24 protein-coding genes, 1 tRNA gene and 1 pseudogene are annotated in these 20,527 nt (G+C 66.1%); 19 read left to right on the forward strand and 7 right to left on the reverse strand.

Annotated features, from left to right (window positions below):
* Positions 1-359: 359 nt before the first annotated feature.
* Positions 360-1,169, reverse strand: coding sequence for a GntR family transcriptional regulator (locus R2E43_RS20035; RefSeq protein ID WP_332056419.1), 810 nt, complete (start codon positions 1,167-1,169; stop codon positions 360-362).
* 80 nt (positions 1,170-1,249) lie between these two features.
* Here R2E43_RS20035 and R2E43_RS20040 point away from each other — a divergent pair.
* From R2E43_RS20040 to R2E43_RS20060, 5 genes and pseudogenes are all read left to right on the forward strand, one after another.
* Positions 1,250-1,527, forward strand: a pseudogene (locus R2E43_RS20040) (hypothetical protein).
* A gap of 481 nt (positions 1,528-2,008) precedes the next feature.
* Complete coding sequence (locus tag R2E43_RS20045) at positions 2,009-2,305, forward strand: hypothetical protein (protein WP_408649114.1); 297 nt, start codon at positions 2,009-2,011, stop codon at positions 2,303-2,305.
* Positions 2,262-3,005, forward strand: coding sequence for a GntR family transcriptional regulator (locus tag R2E43_RS20050; protein ID WP_319352306.1), 744 nt, complete (start codon positions 2,262-2,264; stop codon positions 3,003-3,005). The genes R2E43_RS20045 and R2E43_RS20050 overlap by 44 nt, the downstream gene beginning before the upstream one ends.
* Positions 3,002-3,307 carry a hypothetical protein gene (locus R2E43_RS20055; protein ID WP_319352304.1) on the forward strand — a complete coding sequence of 102 codons (306 nt, stop codon included), beginning with the start codon at positions 3,002-3,004 and terminating at the stop codon, positions 3,305-3,307. The genes R2E43_RS20050 and R2E43_RS20055 overlap by 4 nt, the downstream gene beginning before the upstream one ends.
* Before the next feature lie 384 nt (positions 3,308-3,691).
* Entirely contained in the window at positions 3,692-4,627 is a 936-nt protein-coding gene (locus R2E43_RS20060; protein ID WP_319352303.1) for a HindIII family type II restriction endonuclease, read from the forward strand.
* Positions 4,628-4,681: 54 nt separating this feature from the next.
* Here R2E43_RS20060 and R2E43_RS20065 read toward each other — a convergent pair whose 3' ends face one another.
* Together R2E43_RS20065 and R2E43_RS20070 are read right to left on the reverse strand one after the other, a co-directional pair.
* Entirely contained in the window at positions 4,682-6,700 is a 2,019-nt protein-coding gene (locus tag R2E43_RS20065) for a hypothetical protein (protein WP_332056420.1), read from the reverse strand.
* A gap of 473 nt (positions 6,701-7,173) precedes the next feature.
* Positions 7,174-7,638 (reverse strand): NUDIX hydrolase, encoded by a 465-nt coding sequence (locus tag R2E43_RS20070; protein ID WP_319352300.1) that lies wholly within the window; start codon positions 7,636-7,638, stop codon positions 7,174-7,176.
* An 18-nt stretch (positions 7,639-7,656) separates the two neighbouring features.
* Between R2E43_RS20070 and R2E43_RS20075 the strand changes: the two genes are divergently transcribed.
* The 11 genes from R2E43_RS20075 to R2E43_RS20125 all read left to right on the forward strand — a co-directional run bounded on the left by R2E43_RS20075 (position 7,657) and on the right by R2E43_RS20125 (position 14,825).
* The gene (locus R2E43_RS20075) at positions 7,657-8,436 is read left to right on the forward strand and encodes a GntR family transcriptional regulator (protein ID WP_150151064.1); all 780 of its coding nucleotides are present in this window, start codon (positions 7,657-7,659) and stop codon (positions 8,434-8,436) included.
* Between the two features lie 139 nt (positions 8,437-8,575).
* Positions 8,576-8,932: an SCO3933 family regulatory protein gene (locus tag R2E43_RS20080; protein ID WP_085572269.1), complete on the forward strand. Its 357-nt coding sequence runs from the start codon at positions 8,576-8,578 to the stop codon at positions 8,930-8,932.
* Between the two features lie 3 nt (positions 8,933-8,935).
* Complete coding sequence (locus R2E43_RS20085) at positions 8,936-10,291, forward strand: FtsK/SpoIIIE domain-containing protein (RefSeq protein WP_319352296.1); 1,356 nt, start codon at positions 8,936-8,938, stop codon at positions 10,289-10,291.
* Positions 10,292-10,375: 84 nt separating this feature from the next.
* Positions 10,376-11,053: a DUF2637 domain-containing protein gene (locus R2E43_RS20090; protein ID WP_319352294.1), complete on the forward strand. Its 678-nt coding sequence runs from the start codon at positions 10,376-10,378 to the stop codon at positions 11,051-11,053.
* Between the two features lie 18 nt (positions 11,054-11,071).
* Positions 11,072-11,266 carry a hypothetical protein gene (locus tag R2E43_RS20095; protein ID WP_319352292.1) on the forward strand — a complete coding sequence of 65 codons (195 nt, stop codon included), beginning with the start codon at positions 11,072-11,074 and terminating at the stop codon, positions 11,264-11,266.
* Between the two features lies 1 nt (position 11,267).
* A complete protein-coding gene (locus R2E43_RS20100) occupies positions 11,268-11,459 on the forward strand; it encodes a mobile element transfer protein (protein ID WP_319352291.1) in 192 nt (63 codons plus the stop codon).
* 12 nt (positions 11,460-11,471) lie between these two features.
* Positions 11,472-11,627: a DUF4175 domain-containing protein gene (locus R2E43_RS20105; RefSeq protein WP_215209544.1), complete on the forward strand. Its 156-nt coding sequence runs from the start codon at positions 11,472-11,474 to the stop codon at positions 11,625-11,627.
* Positions 11,628-11,639: 12 nt separating this feature from the next.
* Positions 11,640-11,960, forward strand: a complete 321-nt coding sequence (locus R2E43_RS20110; protein WP_332056421.1) for a SpdD-like protein — start codon at positions 11,640-11,642, stop codon at positions 11,958-11,960.
* A gap of 89 nt (positions 11,961-12,049) precedes the next feature.
* A complete protein-coding gene (gene repSA / locus R2E43_RS20115) occupies positions 12,050-13,447 on the forward strand; it encodes a replication initiator protein RepSA (protein WP_319352286.1) in 1,398 nt (465 codons plus the stop codon).
* A gap of 2 nt (positions 13,448-13,449) precedes the next feature.
* Positions 13,450-13,659 (forward strand): excisionase family DNA-binding protein, encoded by a 210-nt coding sequence (locus R2E43_RS20120; RefSeq protein ID WP_043371579.1) that lies wholly within the window; start codon positions 13,450-13,452, stop codon positions 13,657-13,659.
* A complete protein-coding gene (locus R2E43_RS20125; RefSeq protein ID WP_319352283.1) occupies positions 13,659-14,825 on the forward strand; it encodes a tyrosine-type recombinase/integrase in 1,167 nt (388 codons plus the stop codon). The genes R2E43_RS20120 and R2E43_RS20125 overlap by 1 nt, the downstream gene beginning before the upstream one ends.
* A gap of 79 nt (positions 14,826-14,904) precedes the next feature.
* Here R2E43_RS20125 and R2E43_RS20130 read toward each other — a convergent pair.
* Positions 14,905-14,978: transfer RNA gene (locus R2E43_RS20130), tRNA-Gly, on the reverse strand.
* A 509-nt stretch (positions 14,979-15,487) separates the two neighbouring features.
* Between R2E43_RS20130 and dcd the strand changes: the two genes are divergently transcribed.
* Together dcd and R2E43_RS20140 are read left to right on the forward strand one after the other, a co-directional pair.
* Complete coding sequence (gene dcd, locus R2E43_RS20135) at positions 15,488-16,063, forward strand: dCTP deaminase (RefSeq protein WP_003975261.1); 576 nt, start codon at positions 15,488-15,490, stop codon at positions 16,061-16,063.
* 34 nt (positions 16,064-16,097) lie between these two features.
* Entirely contained in the window at positions 16,098-16,607 is a 510-nt protein-coding gene (locus R2E43_RS20140) for a phosphoribosyltransferase (protein WP_108933650.1), read from the forward strand.
* Here the strand turns inward: R2E43_RS20140 and R2E43_RS20145 are convergent.
* On the reverse strand, positions 16,604-17,692 hold the full coding sequence (locus R2E43_RS20145; RefSeq protein WP_332056422.1) for an IS630 family transposase: 1,089 nt from the start codon (positions 17,690-17,692) through the stop codon (positions 16,604-16,606). The genes R2E43_RS20140 and R2E43_RS20145 overlap by 4 nt on opposite strands.
* 70 nt (positions 17,693-17,762) lie before the next feature.
* Here R2E43_RS20145 and R2E43_RS20150 point away from each other — a divergent pair, with 70 nt between their 5' ends.
* Entirely contained in the window at positions 17,763-18,527 is a 765-nt protein-coding gene (locus R2E43_RS20150) for a hypothetical protein (protein WP_159107660.1), read from the forward strand.
* Between the two features lie 486 nt (positions 18,528-19,013).
* Here the strand turns inward: R2E43_RS20150 and R2E43_RS20155 are convergent, their stop codons facing one another.
* Entirely contained in the window at positions 19,014-19,679 is a 666-nt protein-coding gene (locus tag R2E43_RS20155) for a YdcF family protein (RefSeq protein ID WP_108933649.1), read from the reverse strand.
* Complete coding sequence (locus R2E43_RS20160; RefSeq protein WP_108933648.1) at positions 19,676-20,470, reverse strand: GntR family transcriptional regulator; 795 nt, start codon at positions 20,468-20,470, stop codon at positions 19,676-19,678. The genes R2E43_RS20155 and R2E43_RS20160 overlap by 4 nt, the downstream gene beginning before the upstream one ends.
* Positions 20,471-20,527: the final 57 nt, after the last annotated feature.

Genomic DNA, 20,527 nt, shown 5'->3' on the forward strand with positions numbered 1-20,527 from the left:
GGGAAGGTGCTTGCGGTGCCCGTGGACGAGGCATCGCTGGCCCGATGCAAACTCCCCGCTTGCGAGAGCGGCTTCGCCCCCACCCACTCGTCGAGCGGTGCAGGTCACAGAGAACGCGTCTCGCTGGACGGACCCGCAAGCGCGGGCCAGGGCACGCGGCGGGCACGGCACTCCGGAATTGGACTAGACAACAAACAAAACAAACAACCCCCAAGCCAATGACCTGGGGGTTTCGCATGGAGCGGGTGACGAGAATCGAACTCGCGCTCTCAGCTTGGGAAGCTGCGATCATTCGCGGCCGGATCGGCCGCTGACCTGCGCGAACGGTACGGTTGCCGCCTCGTCGGCCTCGGCGGCTTTCACCGTGGTTCCCCGCTGTTTCCCGCTCGGTCTGGTGCGCTTGTGGTGCGCGGCTGGCGACTGATCGGGATCTCGTAGACGATCTCGCAGAGTGCGGCGGGCACGACGATGTCCGCGGTCTCCACGGGCCGTCCCTGGTCGCTGTAGTACGTCCGCCGGATGTGCGTGACGAGAGCGCCCTTCTGGACGCCCAGGAGTGAGGCCTCCTCGGCGGTTGCCTGCCGGGGCTCTGGCTGCTCCACGGCGTGGCTGACGTTGATGCCGATCTCCGCCATGCGGTTCACGACTCCTGCCCCGGCGTGCGGCCCGCCCTCGGGGAGGACGACGAGCGTGCCGACGGTGAGGTCGTACGGCTCCCAGCTCGTCGACAGCTGTACCGGCCTGCCGTCGGCGAGGAACTCGTACGCCGTCCGCACGCACAGCTCACCCTCTGCGATACCGAGACGCGCCGCGACCTCCGCCGGTGCCGGCACCTTGGCCTCGGTCCGGCTCTCCCAGTCGCCTTGCCTGCCCACGGCCTTCATGTCCGCGCGGAACGGTGAGCCGCTGGGCTGCTCACGCGCCGATGACCTGACCACCCGCACGCGCTGCCGTGGCTCGGCGACGTAGGTGCCGGAACCGGCGCGGCCTTCCAGCACACCTTGGGAGATCAGCAACTCCTGCGCCCGGCGCACCACGTTGTCGCCGACGCCGTACTCCTGGCCGATCTGGGCGCGGGAGGGAAGCCGGTCCCCCGGCTCCCACTCGTGCTCCGCGATCCGCCGCCGAAGCTCGTCGGCGATGCGGAGATAGGGCGGCTGCTCAGACATATGGAAAATCTAGTCCACTAGCTCTAATCTAGTTAACTAGCTTCACTCAACGTGATCGCCGTTAACCGGAGGGCTGCCCTGTGCCTGCTTCCACGGTGCGCGCGGAGGCCATCGCAGCCCGGTTATCGGCCGTCGGGCTCGCCACGCGCGTGGAGGAGCGCGACGACTGCACGGCCATCGAGGCGGAGGTGCCGGAACCACTCTCCGACGAGTCATGGCGGGAGGTCCTGGAAGCGGTGGCCGATGCCGACCGCTTCGGCCTCCTCGCCACCAGTTCGAACGACCGCACCCTCTGGGCGGTCGTACGCAAACGGTCCCCGCGACGGGCGATGTCGGGGGACCGGGTCATCAGCGATAGGGGCTGAACACCGTGCTCAATCGTATCCGCCGTACCGCCTCGCACCTCAGGGAGCGGTACCTTCACAAGGGCCGGCACCGCCGCTCCGAAACACCTGCGCGGCCGGTGGCTATGTCCCCGGAAATCGCTTACGGCGCAGTGCTGTTCCTGCGTCGGCACCGCGAGCACACGGGCGTTCTCGTGGGGGAGGAGACGGCGCTCGTCCGCCCGTACGTCCTGGCCAGTGAGGCGCGAGCACGGCACCGCTCGGCGGCCGTGAGCCGCGCTCCCCTCGCCGGTCCTTGGCACGCCTCGGCGGGTGACCGCTGATGCCGTCCCGCCAACAGCCCCACACCACCCAACCGGGGCCCGACTCCTACCGGTCAACCTCCTGCCGCATCGGCACACATAACGCCTGCGCGGAGTCGTCCCCGCTCACCGCACCGGTCGACGTGCCAGTGATCTATGAAACCTGCGCCTGCTCGTGCCACACCATCGCCAAGTGCCCGGCACCGACAAGGGCGGCACGGTGAGAGGGTCGGCACTCAGCGGCGCGGTGCTCTCCCCCGTCGAGATCACCTCGGCCAGTGTGCAGCTCGGCGACGTCATTCAGGTCGGGGGCCAGCAGTGCCGGGTGACCGACCTCTTTCAACTGCCCGGCGGGGCCAAACGACTCGTGTTCGACTCGGGTGAGTTGCTGACCATCCACACGGGGACCCGGCTCATCGCCCTGCGGCTCGTGCGAGTGAGAGGCGGTGATCCCGCCCGTGCCCTCGCGTCGCGACGCCATCGCCGATGACCTCCGGGAGCGGATCGTCACCGGTCGGCTCAAGCCTGGCGAACGCTTGCCTTCTGAGGCGCATTTGGCCGCGCAGTATATGGTCAGCACACCGACGCTGCGGAATGCCCTCGCCGTACTCCAGGCGGAAGGCCTCATCGAGAAGACCCACGGCAAGGGGAACTTCGTCCGCCGTCCGCTCCACAGGATCACGTACGTCGGCGGGAGGCGGACCCCGGACGCGCACAGCACGGATCTTGCATCCCTGAACGTCACCGTCCACACCACCAAGGTGCGGGCCCGCGGGTATCTCGCGACCCTACTGAAGATGCCGACCGGCAGTCCTTTGATCGAAATCCTCTGTCTCGGCCATGAGGACGAGAAACCTCACAGCCTGGCTCGCATCTACGTCCCCTGCGACCTGGCGCCGGCCGCCGTGCTCCGCGAGCCACTCCCATACGAGGCGGTGGTGACGCGACTGAGGGAACTCCGCCCGCCGCCGGCTGAGGTCCGGGAGGAGATCAGCGTTCGCCTCCCGACACCGGAGGAGGCGTCCACCCTCCGGATCAGCTCTGCCCTGGCAGTCCTCGTCGTCACACGCCAGACGGCCGACACCGCTGGACGTGTGGTTGAGGCGGCCCTCCTGGTGCTGCCGGGGGACCGGGCCGACGCGGTGTTCACCACTCACTACGTGATCGACGAGAGGCCGACGAGAACATGACGACGTCAAACGAACTGCGGCTCCTCCCCTGGACGGGGCCCGACGGCAAGCCGTGCTTTCTCAGCACCGATGACAGCGGCGGCTACATGTCCCGCCTGGCCGACAACATCGAGTCAGTACAACTCGGCACGGCAACCGCACTACTGGACCAAGCGATCGACATGCTCGCCACCGACACGGCCCCGGACGACATGCGGCTCCTGGCGAAGAACCTGACCGGAGCCTTGAGGGACACGCTCCGCGTGGCGACCAGCAGAGGCCACCGCTTGGACAGCCGGTGTACTGATCACTCTTCCTGCTGACCAGCAGGCCTGACGAAGCCCACGGTCCCGACCAGTTCGGATGCCGTGGGCTTTTGCCGTCGGCGGTGCTGCCGTGTAACCACCGCATTAGGAGTTCGATCTCGTCCCGACGTGGTCGCGGACCAACGCGTCCGCAGGGGCCGCACGTGGCGCTGTCCGTAGTCGTTGATGTCAACGGAACGCCCTTGGGCATCGGGTAGATCTTCAATGACTCTGCCGATCCGGCGCCGGCCAGCTGACGGCACCCTGGAGCACTGAGGCGCTCTAGTGAATATTTGCCCTACTTGCAAGCCTTAAGAACCATTCTGTCCACGTGGATGGCTTCATACGAATCAGCTGACCCGTCACATGCGGCGAAGAGCCCCGCTAGCATGATCGTCCAAAATGTTGACGTTCATGGCGCTCAGCCGGGTGGGGATCGAGGTCAATATGCACTTCTCGATAGATGCAGTTGTCGATCGACTTGTCAGAAAGGGACTTTTGTTCGATCGGGCAGCTATCGAACTAGACAAAATCATCCAGGGTGCGGATGATGGCGAGTTCTTTTCTCTGCTGGTGAGGGCCGGGTGCATTCCGGAGCGATACAGCCACGACTCCAGGGAGGAAAAGCTATATGCCAAGGCGATGGATTCAATCGTTGCCGAGTCTCTCCGGCGGATTGGGTATCAAGCCGAGGTCTCTCAAGAAAGGTCTAACTCGGCGGACGTGGTGGCAGAAGGGGGATCGCCCGCGCACTCTCTAGTGGCGGATGCTAAGGCGTTCAGGCTTTCTCGAACAGCACTCAATCCTAAAGACTACAAGATTGAAGCGCTGAGTAAGTGGCGGAAGGGTGCTGATTACGCAATTCTGGTCGCCCCTATTGCTGGCTACCCAGAAGGGCAAAGTCGCCTTTATGTGGAGGCTGGCAGATATCAAGTGACGCTACTCTCTTACTCGCATCTCGCCCTGATGATCGCCTCCGAGTCAGGGCCGTCTCGGCTTGAGGATATTTGGATGCGCAGCGTTGAACATGAATCAGTTACCCTTAGTGCTCCGCAATATTGGAGCTCGCTGGACAGCGCATTGCGTCAGGCTCTGTCGTGGGACCAGGTGAACTGGACGGAGGCGAGGAGAGAGTACTTCGAAGGCCTTCTGCTTAATGCGGAGGCAGAGCTCGCCTACTTCGATCAAGTGAAAAATGACGTTGCGGCTATGGATCGCGGAGAGCTCGTTGATATCGCTGTAGAGGCACTCAAAATCGACAGCAAAATGCGAACCATTCGAGCGCGGGTGGCTAAAACCAGGGCTCTTGTGAACGAGATGGAAGACCGGGAGCAATAGATAGCTAATGGGTTGTCTCCTTCGACACGCGCCAACCGAAGGAGACAACGTGGATCAGCGTGATGAAAAGCTGAATTCCGGGATGCTCTCATAAATTCGATCGGCAATCTCGCGGCATGCGGCGTTTACCGAATCTTGCTGGCTCAGCATCTCGTCTGTAAATTGACTGAGCCGGGCCTCGATGGCGGAGACGAAAGCTAGAGTTGCTGCCACGTCATCTGGCCAGTCGAATGCAGCCGCACGATCCAGAGCTGCTTTGATTAGCGCGTCAGTACTGGGTGCATCTTGTGTCAGGCTCATCGCGCTTGCTGCTTCATGAGGCCTGGCAACCAAGACGAGGGAAGTGTTGATCGCGGCTGACTTCATCGAACGCGGTCGGTGGGTTCGTTCGATTGTCATGGGCCACAATTGGGTGATCTTTAGCCCGGCCCGCACGTAAGCCGCAATTAGTGATGACCAACCGCTAATAGAACTGTGAGCGTAGCAAACGGTAATCACGCCGTCTCGCTTGATGACCCGCCGAGCCTCTCGCAAGACTTGCGCCATCCCGGTACTGAAGTATGTCCAGGCTTCTGTGGGACTTCCCTGACGTCGAGGAGCTGCGGTCAGCTCCCTAGTCGAGTCAGTTCTGGGCTCGCTGAAAATTTCAGGGAAGCTACCGATCAACGCCATCCTTTTGAAGGAGTAGATGCAGTCGGCGAGGATGCTGTAGTAGAGATTGTCGTAGTACGGCGGGTCAGTGACGATAGCGTCGAAGAAGGCGTCTGGGTAGGCCATTGAGCGGGAGTCGCCGCGGGTAATCCTTTCCTCATGGTCCGCTGGCATCGGAATTTGGTCTACGCCAGCGGCGATTCGCTCAAGTTTTCCGTAGAGATTCGCTGGCCCGCGCAAGAGTGGGTCAATCTCAACGAAGTCCCATAGCATAGGCATTCCCGGACCAGAGAGACCGCGTCCCACCTGCTCATTCTGTGAAATCCACATACACAGCCGAGAATTCCAGTCAGCTAGCTGATCAATTAGACCGGAAAGGAAAGCAGCGATCGCTTTTGCTTGGGGCTCGCCATACTTCTCTTCCCAGGTCTTCTGCCGCTCACTCAGAATCCTGCACAGGCGAGTGGTAACCGCAAGTTGTCTCTCTGTGAATAGGGAAGTAATAGTGTCGTGGCCGTACACGGTGGGATTCGTGATACCTGACCAGGCCGGAATTTTGACGTCAGGAAGTTGAAGGCCGAGTGCGGCGCAGTCTTCCTTGATCATACGCTCCGCGACGGCATCAGTGATATGTTCATGCGGATTCGTCGCGGGAAGAAAATGCTTTCGCTTGTCGAGCTTTGCAACTGCCGTAAGTTTGTCGGTCGAAGCCGTCCGAACCAACTCGGCCGTTTGCTTCCTGTCGTACTCATGTCCACAAAACAGGCAACGTAGAGAGTTTCTCCCGATCCAGACCGAGTGGTCGGTTACTGCATCGGATGTCGATTCGACAACATGGATATCGAATGACTTAGTGTCAAAGTCTGGATGCTGTACGATGGCGCGTTGCTTACCTGCCTTTTTGGAAAGCCAGGGTCGCTTTTGAAGGGGCATCTCGTTACCACAGCTAGTGCACGTAGCGGAACGGCTCCAGAAGTAGCAGATGATGTTGTCGGCGTTACGGGAAGGGTAAAGATCGCCGGTCTCGGATTTCAGTTGATCCAGTACTTTCCTTCCCTCCAGCATCAATAGATGCCGAAGCTGTCGGCCGGCGGACCTACTGAAATCGAGGAGTGCCTTCGCTGTGAAATAGGCGAGCTCGTTGTTTTCCATCCCGTACATCTTGACGCCCAGGCGCGTACCTGCAAGCGGGAACGTGGCGCCACCTACGAACGGGTCAAGAACCTTTGATTCTTCTGCTGTTTTAGTTGGGTCGAGGGAAGCGGAAATTAGGTCTGCTGCCGTAGAGAACGGGCGGCGAGCCCACCAAGTGAAGACAGTGTGGGGAGAAGAGGCGCGCTGGTACCTTTCGGAGGTGCCCGCTTCGGAGATGGATGCGACATCGAGATACTGTTCAATCGGACGCTTCTGGATCTCCGGCACTGATTCTCCTTAGATGATTTTAATTAACCCAGTGTCCCATATTTCCGTGTGCTCTGTGGAGCTCGACGGCATCGTGGTCCACAGGACCATACCGAAGTGGCTGTGCTAGTGGGGCTGGTGGCAGCGTCCCAGCGGGGAGAGCATGCCAGCGAGGGCGCGGAGCGGCTTTGGGCTGGAGCTGCCATGGGGCGAGTGATCATGGCCCCGTAAGCTGATGGCGCGTCGGGCAGTCTCTGGACCTGCCCGATAAAGCACGACGTTGGGGCCATGATCTTAGAGGCTCGCCCCATGGTGGCTGCCTAAAGCCGTGGAGCGACCGGCCTCAGCTGCAGAGGGTGTCTCCCACTTGATGCCCGCAGCCGCCGAGCGCGCCGCCGGGCGCGGCCAGCCGGGGCGAAGACAGGAGGCAGGCCGCGCCGCAGAGGCGGCGCGCGCCCGCGCCGTGCGCGGGTCTTGATGAAGTAGGGAAAGTCTTATCCCGCTGGGATGAGGTGCTTGCCGTCGTGGCTCCGTACGTGGGGGCCGTTGCCGTCCAAGGCGTCCAAGAGCCTGATCGCGTAGACCTCGGCCATGCGCTCGCTGACCTCGTCGGGTGTAAGCCAGGAGACGGCCGTCGACTCGCTCGATGTGCGCTCGGTTCCGCCGGAGGGTTTGCAGCGGAAGACCAGGGCCACGATGCCGCGGGTCGTGTTCTTGTAGACGCCGGTGAGTTCGTCCACCTCGACGTGGATGCCGGTCTCCTCCAGGACCTCGCGGGCTACGCCGGCCTCGGGAGTCTCGTCGAGTTCGAGCACGCCGCCGGGGAGTTCCCATGTGCCGTTGTCGGCTCGACGGATGGCCAGGAGGCGCCCGTCCTCGCGCACCACTACTCCGGCGACGGATACGGAGTGCAGGGGTGAGGGCGTTGCTTCCTGTGATTGACTCATGTACAGGAGCATAGGAGGCGGAGAACGGCTATGGGAACTGCGGTAGAGGGGGGCAGGTCGGGGCCTCGGTACGTGCAGATCGCCGATGAGATCGTGCGGCAGATCCGGGCCGGTGTGCTCAAGCCCGGCGACATGGTGCCGAGTGAATCGGAGCTGGTGGAGCGCTACGGCGTGTCCGGCGGCACGATCCGTAAGGCCATGGTCGAGGTGCGGGCGAGTGGGCTTGTCGAGACTCGGCACGGCAAGGGTTCGATCGTGAAGGATCGTCCGCCGGTGCGGCACCGCTCCTCGGATCGCTTCCGGCGGTCCCATCGGCAGGGCGGTAAGGCCGCGTACCTCGCGGAGTCCGCGCAGTCCGGCGCCACCGCCAAGGTGAGCGTTCTCTACATCGGTCCCATGGAAGCTCCCGAGGACGCTGCCCGACGGCTCGGTGTTCCCGCCGGCACTCAAGTGCTCGCGCGTCGGCGTCTCTACTTCCGCAACGGCACCCCGGTCGAGACCGCCTCCTCGTACCTCCCGTGGGACGTCGTCAAGGAGATCCCGGAGCTGTTCGCCGAGAACCCCGGCGGCGGTGGCATCTACGCCCGACTCGAAGACCACGGGCACGAGTTCGCCGAGTTCGTCGAGACGCTGCAAGCGCGGCCGGCCTCCAAGGTGGAGGCGTCCGAGCTGGCGCTCAGCCCCGGTGCGCCGGTGGTTCACCTGATCCGTGAAGCTCGCACGACTGCGGGGCTCGTGGTCGAGGTCTGCGACACGCTCATGGCTGCTGACCAGTTCGTTTTCGAATACCGGATCCCTGCCGCTGACTGACGCCTGCTCAACTCCTTGCGACCCGTCGTGACTTCTTAGCCGCGGCGGGTTGACTCATGTATAGGAGTCAGGCACTCTTCTTCCCATCACTCATGTACATGAGTGGCGGAGTTGGACATCTATAGAGGAGTGATCTGCTGTGCGTCAGATTCCCGTGGAGACGTCCGGTGCCACCGTGATGGTCGCCAAGGCCCCACAGCCCAAGGTCCGTGACCGCCGTACCGGTGAGATCGCCACCGACATGGAGACCGGCGTCAAGCTGATGACGGTCGACGTGATGTTCGCGGCCAACGACGAGGTGGAGATCCTGTCCATCACCGTCCCGGAGACCGGTTTCTCCGGTGAGCTGGCCATGGGTACCCCGGTCGCGCTCACCGGCCTGGTCGCCCGGCCGTGGGAGAACGAGTTCAACGGCCAGAAGCGGCACGGGATCGCCTTCCGCGCGGTCGCCGTCACCTCGCTGGTCGACATCGACTCGGCCTCGAAGGCGGCCTGAGCCATGACGTGGCCCACGGTCTTACTGCTGGTGGTCGTCGCCGCTGCGGGTCTCCTGCGGTGGCGGCGCCCCGCCTGGTACTGGCTGACCTTCGGGGTCACCCTCGCTGTCCTGCGGGTCCTGGTCCGGTACGGCTCGGTCATGGACGCTTGCGGCCTGACGGTCCCGCCCTCGCGCTGGCGTCTGACGCTGGCTCGGATGACCAACCGCCCGGTGCCGGAGTCCCGCGCACCGCGCATTCTGCGGCTGCGTCCCACCCGCACCGGCCTGATCCTGCGGCTCAAACTCCGGCCAGGACAAGATGCCTTCGACGTCGCCGCCGCCTCGGACCGGCTGCGCCACTCCTTCGGGATGTACGGCGTCACCTCCCGTGAGCTGCGCTCGGGTGTGGTTGAGATCCGGATGACCGGCTACGACGTGCTCAAGCGGGTGCAGATGCCTGCTAAGGCCGACACCCGTCCGATGCGGGTCCCGGTCGCACTACGGGAGGACGGCTCGGTCCACTACCGCGACTACCGGGCCGTCCCGCACGGTCTGACTCTCGGTGCGACGGAGTCCGGCAAGTCGGTCTATCAGCGCAACCTCGTCGCCGGCCTCGCCCCGCAGCACGTCGCCTTGGTCGGCATCGACTGCAAGCAGGGTGTCGAGCTGTTCCCGCTGGCGCGCCGGTTCTCCGCGATCGCCGACAACCCTGACACCGCGCTGGAGCTCCTGGAGGCGCTGGTCTCCCACATGGGGGACGTGTATCAGCTCATCCGGGCCGAGCAGCGTGTCAGTGTTGCCGTGCGGGATGCGGAGATCGCCGCCGACATCTGGGACCTGCCCGAAGACCTGCGGCCGGTGCCGGTCGTGGTCCTGGTCGATGAGGTCGCCGAACTCGCCCTCTTCGCCAGCAAGGAGGAGGAGAAGCGGCGGGACCGGATCATCACCGCTCTGGTGCGCCTCGCCCAGCTCGGCCGTGCGGCCGGCATCTATCTGGAGATCTGCGGGCAGCGTTTCGGCTCCGAACTCGGCAAGGGCATCACGATGCTCCGCGCCCAGCTCACCGGCCGCACCGCCCACCGCGTCAACGACGAAACCTCGGCGAACATGGCCTTCGGGGATATCGCCCCGGATGCTGTCCTGGCCGCGATCCAGATCCCCGCCGAGACCCGCGGGCTCGCCATCGCCGGGGACTCCACCGGCGGTTGGCACCGCATCCGCGCCCCGCACACCTCACTTCGGCAAGCCGTGAACACCTGCAACAAGTACGCCGACCGCACCCCGGATCTTCCCGCCCTGGCGGCCTTCCGGCCCGCGGTCGCCCCCGTGCCCTCGGCCCGTGTGCCGCTGTCCAAGACGGCCCCCGCCACCGCCTGACCTCTCCCGCACCCCACGGTCGGCGCGACCGTCCTTCGCGCCGTGTCCCTACCCCCGCCATGCCTGATCACAGGAGGAGCCGTCATGACCCGCCCCGCCCTCCGCGTGGACGCCGTGCTCGTTCAGGCCGTCATCGCCGGGGCACTGTCCTTCGCCCACCTCCACGACCTCGCCTCCGCCGCTGGACAGGACGGTTGGAAGGCCTGGGCCTATCCGGTCTCCGTAGACCTGCTCCTGGTCGCCGCCTGGCGACGGCTGCGCACGGACGGGCCGTCCCGGCTGGCCTGGTGCTGGTTCCTGATCGCCCTGGTCGCCTCGCTCGGCGCGAACGTCGCCACCGCCGGGCTTCTCGACCTGGACGACGTTCCGGCCTGGCTGCGCATCCTGGTCGCCGCCTGGCCCGCCCTGGCCTTCATGGGCGGCACTCTCCTCGCCCACTCGTCCGCGGGCCACACCTCGGTTTCGCCGGATCCTGCGCCGGTGCCGGACCCCGTGCCCGAGGTGGAACCCGAACCGGCCCCCGCTGCTGAGCCGGAGCCGGCCCCGGTCGACTCCGCCGACGCTGCCCCGTCCCTCCCGCCCGTCCACTCCGCTCCGGCACCGCCGGCCGTTCCGGTCCCGGCCGCGCTGGTGGACCACGCCCGCAAGGTCGCCGCCGACCACGAGGAGCGGACCGGTGCCCGGATCGACACCGACACCCTGCGCGCCCGCCTCGGCGTCCCGCCGCACCTGGCCGACGCCATCGCCGCCCAGCTCGCCTGACCTGAAGGGAGACACCTCGTGCTCGCCGACCCGGCCGACCTGACCGCCGCCGACCACCTCGACGCCGCCCGCGAGATGGCCGCCGCGGGCTGGCCCTTCCTCGCCCACCTGCTCGCCGAGGAGGCCGCCCGCCTCACCGCCGACCCGGCCACCGCCGCCGCGATCCGCGCCGCCTACCCCGACCCGAACCTGACCCGAACGGAGACCGACTGACATGCCCGCCCGCGACTTCTTCCACTCCGTGATGCGCATCGGCCCCGTGCAGATCGGCACCCACCGCGACCGTCACGGCACCACCAAGCACGCCGCCGTGTGCAGCTCGGACGGCTGCGGCTGGTCCGCCGACTACACCAACCGCTCCGCCGCCCAGCTCGCCGCCCGTACCCACCGCTGCAAGGTCCGCTAGGAGGCCACCGCCATGGACGTCCCGCTCTGGCTCGCCCTGATCGTCGTCGGCTGGCTCGGCGTCAAACTCGTCCGCCCGCCCTGGTGGCTGATCGCCGTGCTCCTCCTCGGCGGCTTCCTCCTCGCCGACAGCGTGCTTGCCCCGGTCATCGACACCGCCGTCAAGTAAGGAGATCCGCTCATGTTCCGGCCCAAGCTCCCGACCATGCCCCAGCCCACCGGCCGGGTCATCCCGCCTGACGTCGTCGAGCCGACCACGATCATCCCGGGAACCCCGTCCCCGCCGGCCCCCGTCGCCCCGGCCCCGGTTCCGTCCCGGCCCACGGTCCAGCTCACCCCCGGCACCGCGCTCGCCCTCGTCGGCAGCGGCACGGCCGTCGTCCTGGTCGTCGGCGCCGTCCTGGTCTCCATGCTCCTGGCCGTCGCCATCACGGGCGCCTCGGTCGCCGTCTGCGCCCTGGTGATCCGCTCGCTCGTCAACGCCGACGCCAAGCGTCGCTGACCGGCCCCCGGGCGGCCTCGATACCGCCAAGCATCCGCCGCCCGGGAGCCGTCCCTGTCCGATCTCTCAACCGGAAGGAAGCACCCAGCATGGCGCATCGCGCCTCACTCGCGCCTGAGCCTCTGCTCGACCCGGTCGTCCTCGGCGATTTGCTGCGGGTGGCCTCGGCCGACGACTACACCCGATGGGAAGACCAGATCCGCCGTACCGGCGGCTGCTCCGACCCCATCCACCTCACCGGCTGGACCCTCCACAAGGACAAGACCAGCGGCGAGACCCTGCACCACTACACCACCGCTGATGAACCCGGCGGACGCCTCCGTCTCGCCTGCGGCAACCGCCGCGCCTCCCGTTGCCCGGCCTGCGCCTGGACCTACGCGGGCGACACCTATCACCTCATCCGCGCCGGCCTCGCCGGTGACGATCGCCGCGACATTCCCGCCACCGTCCGGGATCACCCGCGCGTCTTCGCCACGCTCACCGCGCCCTCGTTCGGCCCGGTCCACAACCGGCCCGATCACGGCGTCTGCCGCTGCGGCACCCGCCACGCTCCCGACGCACCCGAACTGGGCACCGCCCTCGACCCGGCGACGTACGACTATGCAGGCGCCGTCCTCTTCAACAACCACGCCGGGCAGATCTGGCAGCGCTTCACCACCCGGCTCCGCCGCGAACTCGCCGCCCGCGGTGGCCTTCCCCGCCGGGAACTCGCCGATCACCTCCGCCTCTCGTACGGCAAGGTCGCCGAGTTCCAGAAGCGGGGTGCCCTGCACTTCCATGCGGTGATCCGGCTCGACGGGCCGGAGGGTCCTGGAACACCGCCGCCTGCGTGGGCCACGGTCGGTGTCCTCGCCGACGCGATCAACGCGGCTGCGGCGCACTCCTACACGTCGGTCTCGGTCCCGGCTGCCGGGGACCAGCCGGCCCGGTCGTTCCGCTGGGGCACACAGCTCGACGTCCGGCCGGTGAAGGCGTTCGGGGACGGCTCCGACATCACCGAACAGGCCGTCGCCTCGTACGTCGCCAAGTACTCCACCAAGGCCGCGGAGAGCACCGGCACCCTCGACCGCCGTATCGGGGAGATCTCCGAGCTCGACCGCCACGGCGTGCCCGACCACACCCGCCGCCTCATCATCGCCTGCCGCGACCTCGACCCGCTGTATCCGGACCGGCGGCTGTGGGCCTGGGCTCACATGCTCGGCTTCCGCGGCCACTTCTCCTCGAAGTCCCGCCACTACTCCACCACCCTCGGCGCACTCCGCCAGGCACGCGCCGACTACCGCGCCGCACAGGACGCCGGGGCCCTCGGCCTGGACGACCGCGAGCCGGAGACCGTCCTCGTCCTGGCGGACTGGCAGTACGCCGGACACGGCCACACCCCCGGTGAATCCGCCCTCGCCGCCACCGTCGCCCGGGACATCCGGCTCAACCGTGAGACCGCCCGCGAAGCACTACGCGACCAAGCCGGGGACGAGGGGGAGTGGTGACCATGGAGCGACTCCTCACCGTGGACCAGGTCGCCGAACGCCTCGGCACGGGCGTCCGCTTCGCGCGGCGGCTCATCGAGGAGCGGCGCATCCGGTACGTGAAGGTCGGCCGGCACGTCCGCATCCCCGAGAGCGCCGTTCACGACTACCTCGCCGCCCACACCGTGGAACCGGTGAGGCTCCGTCGCGCCGGACTGCGGAGGGCTGCCTGATGGCCAACAAGAAGGGCAAGCGCCGGCGCTTCGGTGCGGTGCGGCAGTACCGGTCCGGCCGCTGGACGGCGTCGTACCTCGGGCCCGACGGTGAGCGCATCCGTGCGGACGAGACCTTCGCGACCAAGAAGGACGCCGAGATCTGGCTGTCCCAGGTCGAGGCGGACCTCAGCCGCGGGGACTGGCGCGCTCCCGACGCCGGGGCCGTCAACTTCGGTGTCTACGCCGAGAAGTGGGTCGAGGAGCGGGAGTTGGCCGTTCGGACCGAGGATCTGTACCGGCACCTGCTCCGCCTGCACATCCTTCCGGCGTTCGCCGGGCTCGACCTGGACGAGATCACGGCTCCGCGCGTGCGTGAGTGGCGCGCCGAACGGCTCCGCGCCACCAAGGCCAAGACCACCGTTGCCAAGGCGTACCGCCTCCTCAAGGGCATCCTCGAGACGGCCGTCGACGACGACCTGATCACGCGCAACCCGTGCCGGATCAAGGGGGCGGGCAAGGAGTCGGCGGCGGAACGGCGCATCGCCACCGTCGCCCAGGTCGACGCGCTCGCCGACGCGATCGGCATCCGCTGGCGGCTCATGGTCTACCTCGGCGCCTACGGTCCGATGCGGCCGGAGGAGCTGGCCGGCCTCCGCCGTCGGGACGTCGACGTCGACAGTTTCGTGATCCGCGTGCGGGTCGCCGAGCCGGAGCGGACCAACGGCAAGCGGGCCCCCGGCCCGACCAAGTCCGACGCGGGTGCCCGTGTGGTCGTCCTCCCGCCCTTCCTCCGGAAGGAGGTGAAGCGGCACCTCGACTGGTTCGCCGAGAAGGGCCCGGACGGGTTGGTCTTCGTGGGTGAGAAGGGCGCGGCCTTCCGGCGTACGACCTTCGGGCGGAAGTGGCGGCGGGCCCGTGAGGTCGCCGGTCTCCCGGACGGCTTCCGCTTCTACGACCTCCGCCACACCGGGCACACCCTGTCGACCCGTTCGGGCGCCACTCTCCGGGACACGATGGTGCGCGCCGGCCAGTCCTCCGAGAAGGCGGCGCTGATCTACCAGCACTCCGACGAGGACCGGCAGCGGGAGGTCGCCGCGGGGCTGGACGATCTCGTACGCGCCGAACGTGCGAAGCACCACAACGACGACCGTGCGCACCACAAGGAGGAGTCGTCGGCGGGCTAATGGTGCGGTTGTGGTGCGGCACCCGCTCACCGGTCTGGACAACAAAGAACCCCCGGGCCTCTGGCCTGGGGGTTTTGCGTGGAGCGGGTGACGAGAATCGAACTCGCGCTCTCAGCTTGGGAAGCTGATGTTCTACCATTAAACTACACCCGCGTAAGCCGCCGACCGTGGTCGGTGCCTGGACGCTCGCTCACTCTACCCCATGCCCGGCTCCCGGTGTTCGCGCCGTGGAGCCGGTGGTCGTTCCGGGGTCGGGACGCGGCTGCGGCGGCTCGGAGTTGGGGCGTACCGTGGGGGCCTCGCAGAGGGTGTGCGTGAGGGCGGAGTGCCGCCTGGAGAGTCGCCTCTTTCATCCCGTACTGTGGCTTTTGTCGTCAGGGTAGTAAGCCAGACGCGGCTCTTGGGGAAGGGACTTGAAGGACTTGATGGAGCGCACCGTCGTCCGCTGTGCCGATGGGCACGTGTTCACCGCCACCTCGTTCCCGATGCAGCAGGCCGATCGACTCGGCCCCGGTCGGCTCGTCCGATGTCCGCGGTGTGCGCGGCTGCGGAGTGCCGTGCCCGTGGGTGCGGAGAGGCGGTAGCACGGACGCAGAGCGGGTTCGGGCGCGCGGTGCGGCGGCGGTTGTCGCTGCTCCGCGCGTCTTGCGTATCCTCGGTGCGTGCTTCTCTCAGACAAGGACATCCGGGCCGAGATCGACAACGGGCGGGTGCGGATCGATCCGTTCGACGACTCCATGGTGCAGCCGTCGAGCATCGACGTGCGTCTCGACCGCTACTTCCGGGTGTTCGAGAATCACCGGTACCCGCACATCGACCCCTCCGTCGAGCAGGTGGATCTGACCCGGCTCGTGGAGCCCGAGGGCGACGAGCCGTTCATCCTGCACCCCGGCGAGTTCGTGCTGGCCAGTACGTACGAGGTCGTCTCGCTGCCGGACGATCTCGCCTCGCGACTGGAGGGGAAGAGTTCGCTCGGGCGGCTCGGGCTGGTCACGCACTCCACCGCCGGGTTCATCGACCCGGGGTTCTCCGGGCACGTGACGCTGGAGCTGAGCAATCTCGCGACCCTGCCGATCAAGCTGTGGCCGGGGATGAAGATCGGGCAGCTGTGCCTGTTCCGGCTCACCTCGCCGGCCGAGCACCCGTACGGGAGCGAGCGCTACGGGTCCCGCTACCAGGGCCAGCGGGGGCCGACCGCCTCCCGGTCCTTCCTCAATTTCCATCGGACCCAGGTATGAACCCCGTGATGAGCAGGATGAGCAGGACGCGCGCATGAGTGATGTTCGGGAGAATCTGACCTACGAGCAGTTCGGCGTCGCCGTGCGCGAGCTGGCGCAGGCCGTCGCCGACGACGGGTACGAGCCGGACATAGTGCTGTCCATCGCCCGCGGGGGCGTCTTCGTCGCCGGTGGGCTGGCGTACGCGCTGGACTGCAAGAACATCCACCTCGTGAACGTGGAGTTCTACACCGGGGTCGGGACCACGCTCGACATGCCCGTCATGCTCGCCCCGGTCCCGAACGTCATCGACTTCTCCGACAAGAAGGTCCTGATCACCGACGACGTCGCCGACACCGGCAAGACGCTCAAGCTGGTGCGCGACTTCTGCCTCGACACGGTCGCCGAGGTCCGCAGCGCGGTGATCTATGAGAAGTCGCACTCCCTCGTCCAGTGCGAGTACGTGTGGAAGCGGACCGATGACTGGATCAACTTCCCGTGGAGTGTCTTGCCTCCAGTACATAAGTCTGGTTCACCGGCCAGGGTCAACAAGGAAGCTCTCTAGTGTCCTGAGTCGTTAATTCGTGTGCAGTATGCGGCGAGTGTGTCGAGGATGTCGTCGGCGTTCTTCGTCCAGATGAACGGTCTGGGGTTCTTGTTCCACTCGTTGATCCAGCCGCGGATGTCCCGTTCGAGTTCGACGACGCTGCGGTGGGCCGAGCGGCGGAGTTTGCGGGAGGTCAGCTCGGCGAACCAGCGCTCGACGAGGTTGAGCCAGGACGCCGAGGTAGGGGTGAAGTGCAGGTGGAAGCGGGGGTGCCGCAGCAGCCACTTCTTGACCGGTTCGGTCTTGTGGGTGGCGTAGTTGTCCAGGACCAGGTGGAGTTCGAGGTCCTTGGGGACGGCTGCGTCGATGACCTTCAGGAAGCGGAGGAACTCCTGGTGGCGGTGGCGGCGGTAGTGCTGGGCTATGACCGAGCCGGAGACGATGTCCAGGGCGGCGAACAGGCTGGTCGTGCCGTGCCGGACGTAGTCATGGGTCATCCTCGCCGGCACGGTCGGCGCCATCGGCAGCACCGGCTGGGTCCGGTCCAGGGCCTGTATCTGCGACTTCTCGTCCACCGCCAGGACCAGCGCGTTCTCCGGCGGCGACAGGTAGATGCCGACCACGTCGCGGACCTTGGTCACGAACTGCGGATCGGTCGACAGCTTCCACGTCTGAACGATGTGGGGCTTGAGGCCGAAGGCCCGCCAGATCCGCGAGACGGCCGACTGCGACATACCCTCCGCCTCGGCCATCGAACGCGTCGACCAGTGCGAATCACCCGTCGGCGGCGTCTGGCCGAGCGTCCTGGCGACCAGGGCTTCGACCTGCTCGTCCGTGATCTTCCGCGGCGCCCCCGAACGCGGCCGGTCCACCAGGCCCTCCAGCCGGTCCGCGACGAACCGGGACCGCCACTTGCGCACCGTCTCCCGCGAGACACCCAGGTCATCCGCGACCCGTGCGTTCGACAGGCCCCCCGCACACGCCAGCACGATCCTCGACCGCAGAACCAGTGCCTGCGACGCAGTCTGCCTGCGCAACCAGCCCCGCAGCACCCTGCGTTCGTGATCGGACAACTCCAGCGGCAGCGGCTTCGGACCAGGCACCGCCCCACCCTACAACCGCAAACGAACTAACGACTCAGGACACTAGGGATCGCCAAAGTCGGGGGGAAGCGTGACTGCTCCAGATGTGACGGTAGAAGCAAGCTCGAACATCACAGTTCGGGGATGCAAGCTGCATCGAAGAACCATCGAAAAATGGGTGCGGGCGCTGCGATCAGGACTACCCGCTGAGGCGAAGGTCGATTTTTCGACTGAGCGAGCCATCACGACTTACAAGTCAAACTCTCTTGACGGTCTCGCTCAGGCGCTGGCAGAGTCCACCGAGCCAGGAAATGTTGAGGTTCTCGACAACCTTGTTATCTTTGCCAGCGATATTGGTCACAATCGCGGACCGGGGCCGCGACGCATAGCCCGTCTGGCTATCAAATCTGATGGCTGGGTCGCTTGTCATATTTCGGGCGATCCGAGTTGGGTGAACGCGCAGACTGCGGTGCTCCGTCCCCTGTTTGAGGAAGCCCGCCCTCGCAAGTGGGGTTTCTGGTATTCGCCCAGATGGATTTTCGCGGCCTGGGGGGTGTCTTTTGCTCTCATCTTCACTGCCCTTTTTGATTCCTTGCCGCTGACGGTCCTGATTGTTTTGGCTGGACTGGCTTGCGGGTTTGCCATTGGTAGTGTCCTCAGGCGCATTCTTAAGGTTGAGATATTTCTTACTCAAGATGAACTTGCATCATCGTATTGGCGTTTCACTGCAAATGAAATAGTGACGGCTGCTATCGCACTGCTGGCGATCGTTGTAGCTGTCATTTTTGGCGTAATTGCCCACAATGATTCACAAGATGGAGCTGGGGAAACGTCGGGGCTTGCTAGGTATTGGTGAAGTCGGATATTCGATATCACACCATTACCCACCACCTTCCCTAGCTCCCATCCCGTCCGCCGTCGACCCACACACCGTGGAGCGGGCGTGGTTCAGGGCGTCCAGGTGGAGCGCGCCACTGTACGAACGACCTGGACGCCCTGGGCCGCGTCTGCTCGGCTCTGCCTGGGTCGACGGTGGACGGGATGGGAGCACCCCACGCGCACCCCTACGGGCCCGCGGTCGGCAACGGCGCCCCCTCCATCCCGGTGCCGGCCGATCCCCCGCCGGAGGCATCGTCTTTGACCGAGGGCCGCTCTATGCGGTGATCGACTCATGGCTTCCGGCCCTATCCACCTGTGGGCGCGCGTCGGCGCAGCGCGGGCGGAGCGGGCCGAAGGCAGGAGCGGCGCCCGGAGCGGAGCCGGGAAGCGCGCCCGGCGGAGCGGAGCGCAGCCGGGGCTTGATGAGGTAGAGAAACCTGTAACAGCTCACCCTGTTGTCTGGTCAGGACGAGGCTGCGTCGATGGTCAGGAGTCGGCTCGTGAATCCGGCTTGGCAAAGGCGCTCGTACGCCTCGATCACGTCGGCCGGTACGGGCTGGCTGATCAGGTAGCCCTCTTCCGGGTAGACCAACAGACGCTGTAGTGCGCCAACGAGCATGTCGATGACCATGCGGGCATCGCCGATGGAGTCGACGTACTCGCTCAGCGTCATCGGGCTGGACGCGCTAACGATCTCAACTTCGGGCCACAGCTTGCGCGCCGTCGCGTACGCCCGACGCTCCTCGTACGGCTTGCTGATCAGCAAGACCGAGGACACGTCAACGTCGGCCTCCTTCAACAGCTCCCGCGAGAAGCGGATGTTGTCCCCCGTGTTCCGTGCCCGCGGCTCCACCAAAACGGCTGAGCTGGGGACGCCAAGCTCAAGAGCCCGCTCCCGGTAGTGGACCGCCTCGCCCCGCGGCATGCGCTCTCGCGTCGTGGGGCTGGTGGCGCCCGTGAATACGATCAGCGGAGCCATGCCACGTTCGTACAGCTCGGCCGCCGTGTCGGCGACGCCCAGGTCGTGACTGCCGAGTCCGATCGCGACAGAACAAGGCCGGGGCGTATGGCCCATCTGGTGGTAGTCCCACAGACGTCGTGTGTCGGCCCAGTTCTGCGTCGAGATCACGGCTGGTCTTCCCTGTCCTTCGCTGAGTCTGGCACCTTGAAGTCGTACTCCCACGCGAAGCGTGACGCAGCATGCACACCGATGGCGAACTCCACCACGGTGCCGTCCGCCGTGTAGGTGGTGCGGTGCAGCTCGACGACCGGTTCCCCAGGCGGCAGCTGCAGAAGACTCACTTCGTCGGCCTTCGGGGCGCGGGCGAAGATCCTCTCCTGCATGTGATCGATCTCGTAGCCCGCGTCGTACAGCACACGGAAGCCACCACCCCGACCGGCGGGTCCCGGTGTCGGGTCAACGATGCGCGTGCCCTCGACATGCTCGGGCCGGTAGTAGCTGGTCAGAGTGTGCGTCGGCTGGTCGCCTTCCTTTACAAGCCGTGCGCGGGCGTAGACCGGGGCGCCCACCGGCAGGCTGTGTGCGGCTGCCACCTCCGCCGGCGCTTCAACGAGGCTGACCGTCTGAGTCTGTTCGTTGCGGCGGTACGGCCGCCCCGAAGCCACACGGTCCGCGATGAACGCCACCTCGTCGCCGTCCCGCCACTTCGCCTTGTCGTACCTGGCGATACCGAGTCGCTTGAGCGGGACTTGCTGCCGGACAACCGTGCCGTGACCTCGTGACGAGGTGACCAGGCCCTCGGCTTCCAGCGCCTTGTAGGCGGCGTGAACGGTCGCCTTGGAGCCTTCGCCAGCCTCGACCAGTTCCCTGATGTGCGGCAACTGCTGGCCCGGGGCGTAGTCGCCCCCCTTGATCTGCTCAGCCAGCTTGTCCGCCAGCTCCCGCCACTTCGGCGCCATCACGACCCCTCTCTACGAGGTCCAGTGAAACATAGTCCTAGGACTGTTGACAGTCCT

It is taken from the genome of Streptomyces violaceoruber (assembly GCF_033406955.1).
Lineage (GTDB): Bacteria > Actinomycetota > Actinomycetes > Streptomycetales > Streptomycetaceae > Streptomyces > Streptomyces violaceoruber.

What these genes read in the sequence shown, in the direction of transcription:
- R2E43_RS20070 (WP_319352300.1), bottom strand. Translation starts at nt 7,638, where the DNA reads ATGCTCCTGTACATGAGTCAATCACAGGAAGCAACGCCCTCACCCCTG.
- R2E43_RS20035 (WP_332056419.1), bottom strand. Translation starts at nt 1,169, where the DNA reads ATGTCTGAGCAGCCGCCCTATCTCCGCATCGCCGACGAGCTTCGGCGG.
- R2E43_RS20120 (WP_043371579.1), top strand. Translation starts at nt 13,450, where the DNA reads ATGGAGCGACTCCTCACCGTGGACCAGGTCGCCGAACGCCTCGGCACG.
- R2E43_RS20100 (WP_319352291.1), top strand. Translation starts at nt 11,268, where the DNA reads ATGCCCGCCCGCGACTTCTTCCACTCCGTGATGCGCATCGGCCCCGTG.
- R2E43_RS20075 (WP_150151064.1), top strand. Translation starts at nt 7,657, where the DNA reads ATGGGAACTGCGGTAGAGGGGGGCAGGTCGGGGCCTCGGTACGTGCAG.
- R2E43_RS20060 (WP_319352303.1), top strand. Translation starts at nt 3,692, where the DNA reads ATGTTGACGTTCATGGCGCTCAGCCGGGTGGGGATCGAGGTCAATATG.
- R2E43_RS20085 (WP_319352296.1), top strand. Translation starts at nt 8,936, where the DNA reads ATGACGTGGCCCACGGTCTTACTGCTGGTGGTCGTCGCCGCTGCGGGT.
- R2E43_RS20140 (WP_108933650.1), top strand. Translation starts at nt 16,098, where the DNA reads ATGAGTGATGTTCGGGAGAATCTGACCTACGAGCAGTTCGGCGTCGCC.
- R2E43_RS20105 (WP_215209544.1), top strand. Translation starts at nt 11,472, where the DNA reads ATGGACGTCCCGCTCTGGCTCGCCCTGATCGTCGTCGGCTGGCTCGGC.
- R2E43_RS20110 (WP_332056421.1), top strand. Translation starts at nt 11,640, where the DNA reads ATGTTCCGGCCCAAGCTCCCGACCATGCCCCAGCCCACCGGCCGGGTC.
- R2E43_RS20055 (WP_319352304.1), top strand. Translation starts at nt 3,002, where the DNA reads ATGACGACGTCAAACGAACTGCGGCTCCTCCCCTGGACGGGGCCCGAC.
- R2E43_RS20090 (WP_319352294.1), top strand. Translation starts at nt 10,376, where the DNA reads ATGACCCGCCCCGCCCTCCGCGTGGACGCCGTGCTCGTTCAGGCCGTC.
- R2E43_RS20160 (WP_108933648.1), bottom strand. Translation starts at nt 20,470, where the DNA reads ATGGCGCCGAAGTGGCGGGAGCTGGCGGACAAGCTGGCTGAGCAGATC.
- R2E43_RS20125 (WP_319352283.1), top strand. Translation starts at nt 13,659, where the DNA reads ATGGCCAACAAGAAGGGCAAGCGCCGGCGCTTCGGTGCGGTGCGGCAG.
- repSA (WP_319352286.1), top strand. Translation starts at nt 12,050, where the DNA reads ATGGCGCATCGCGCCTCACTCGCGCCTGAGCCTCTGCTCGACCCGGTC.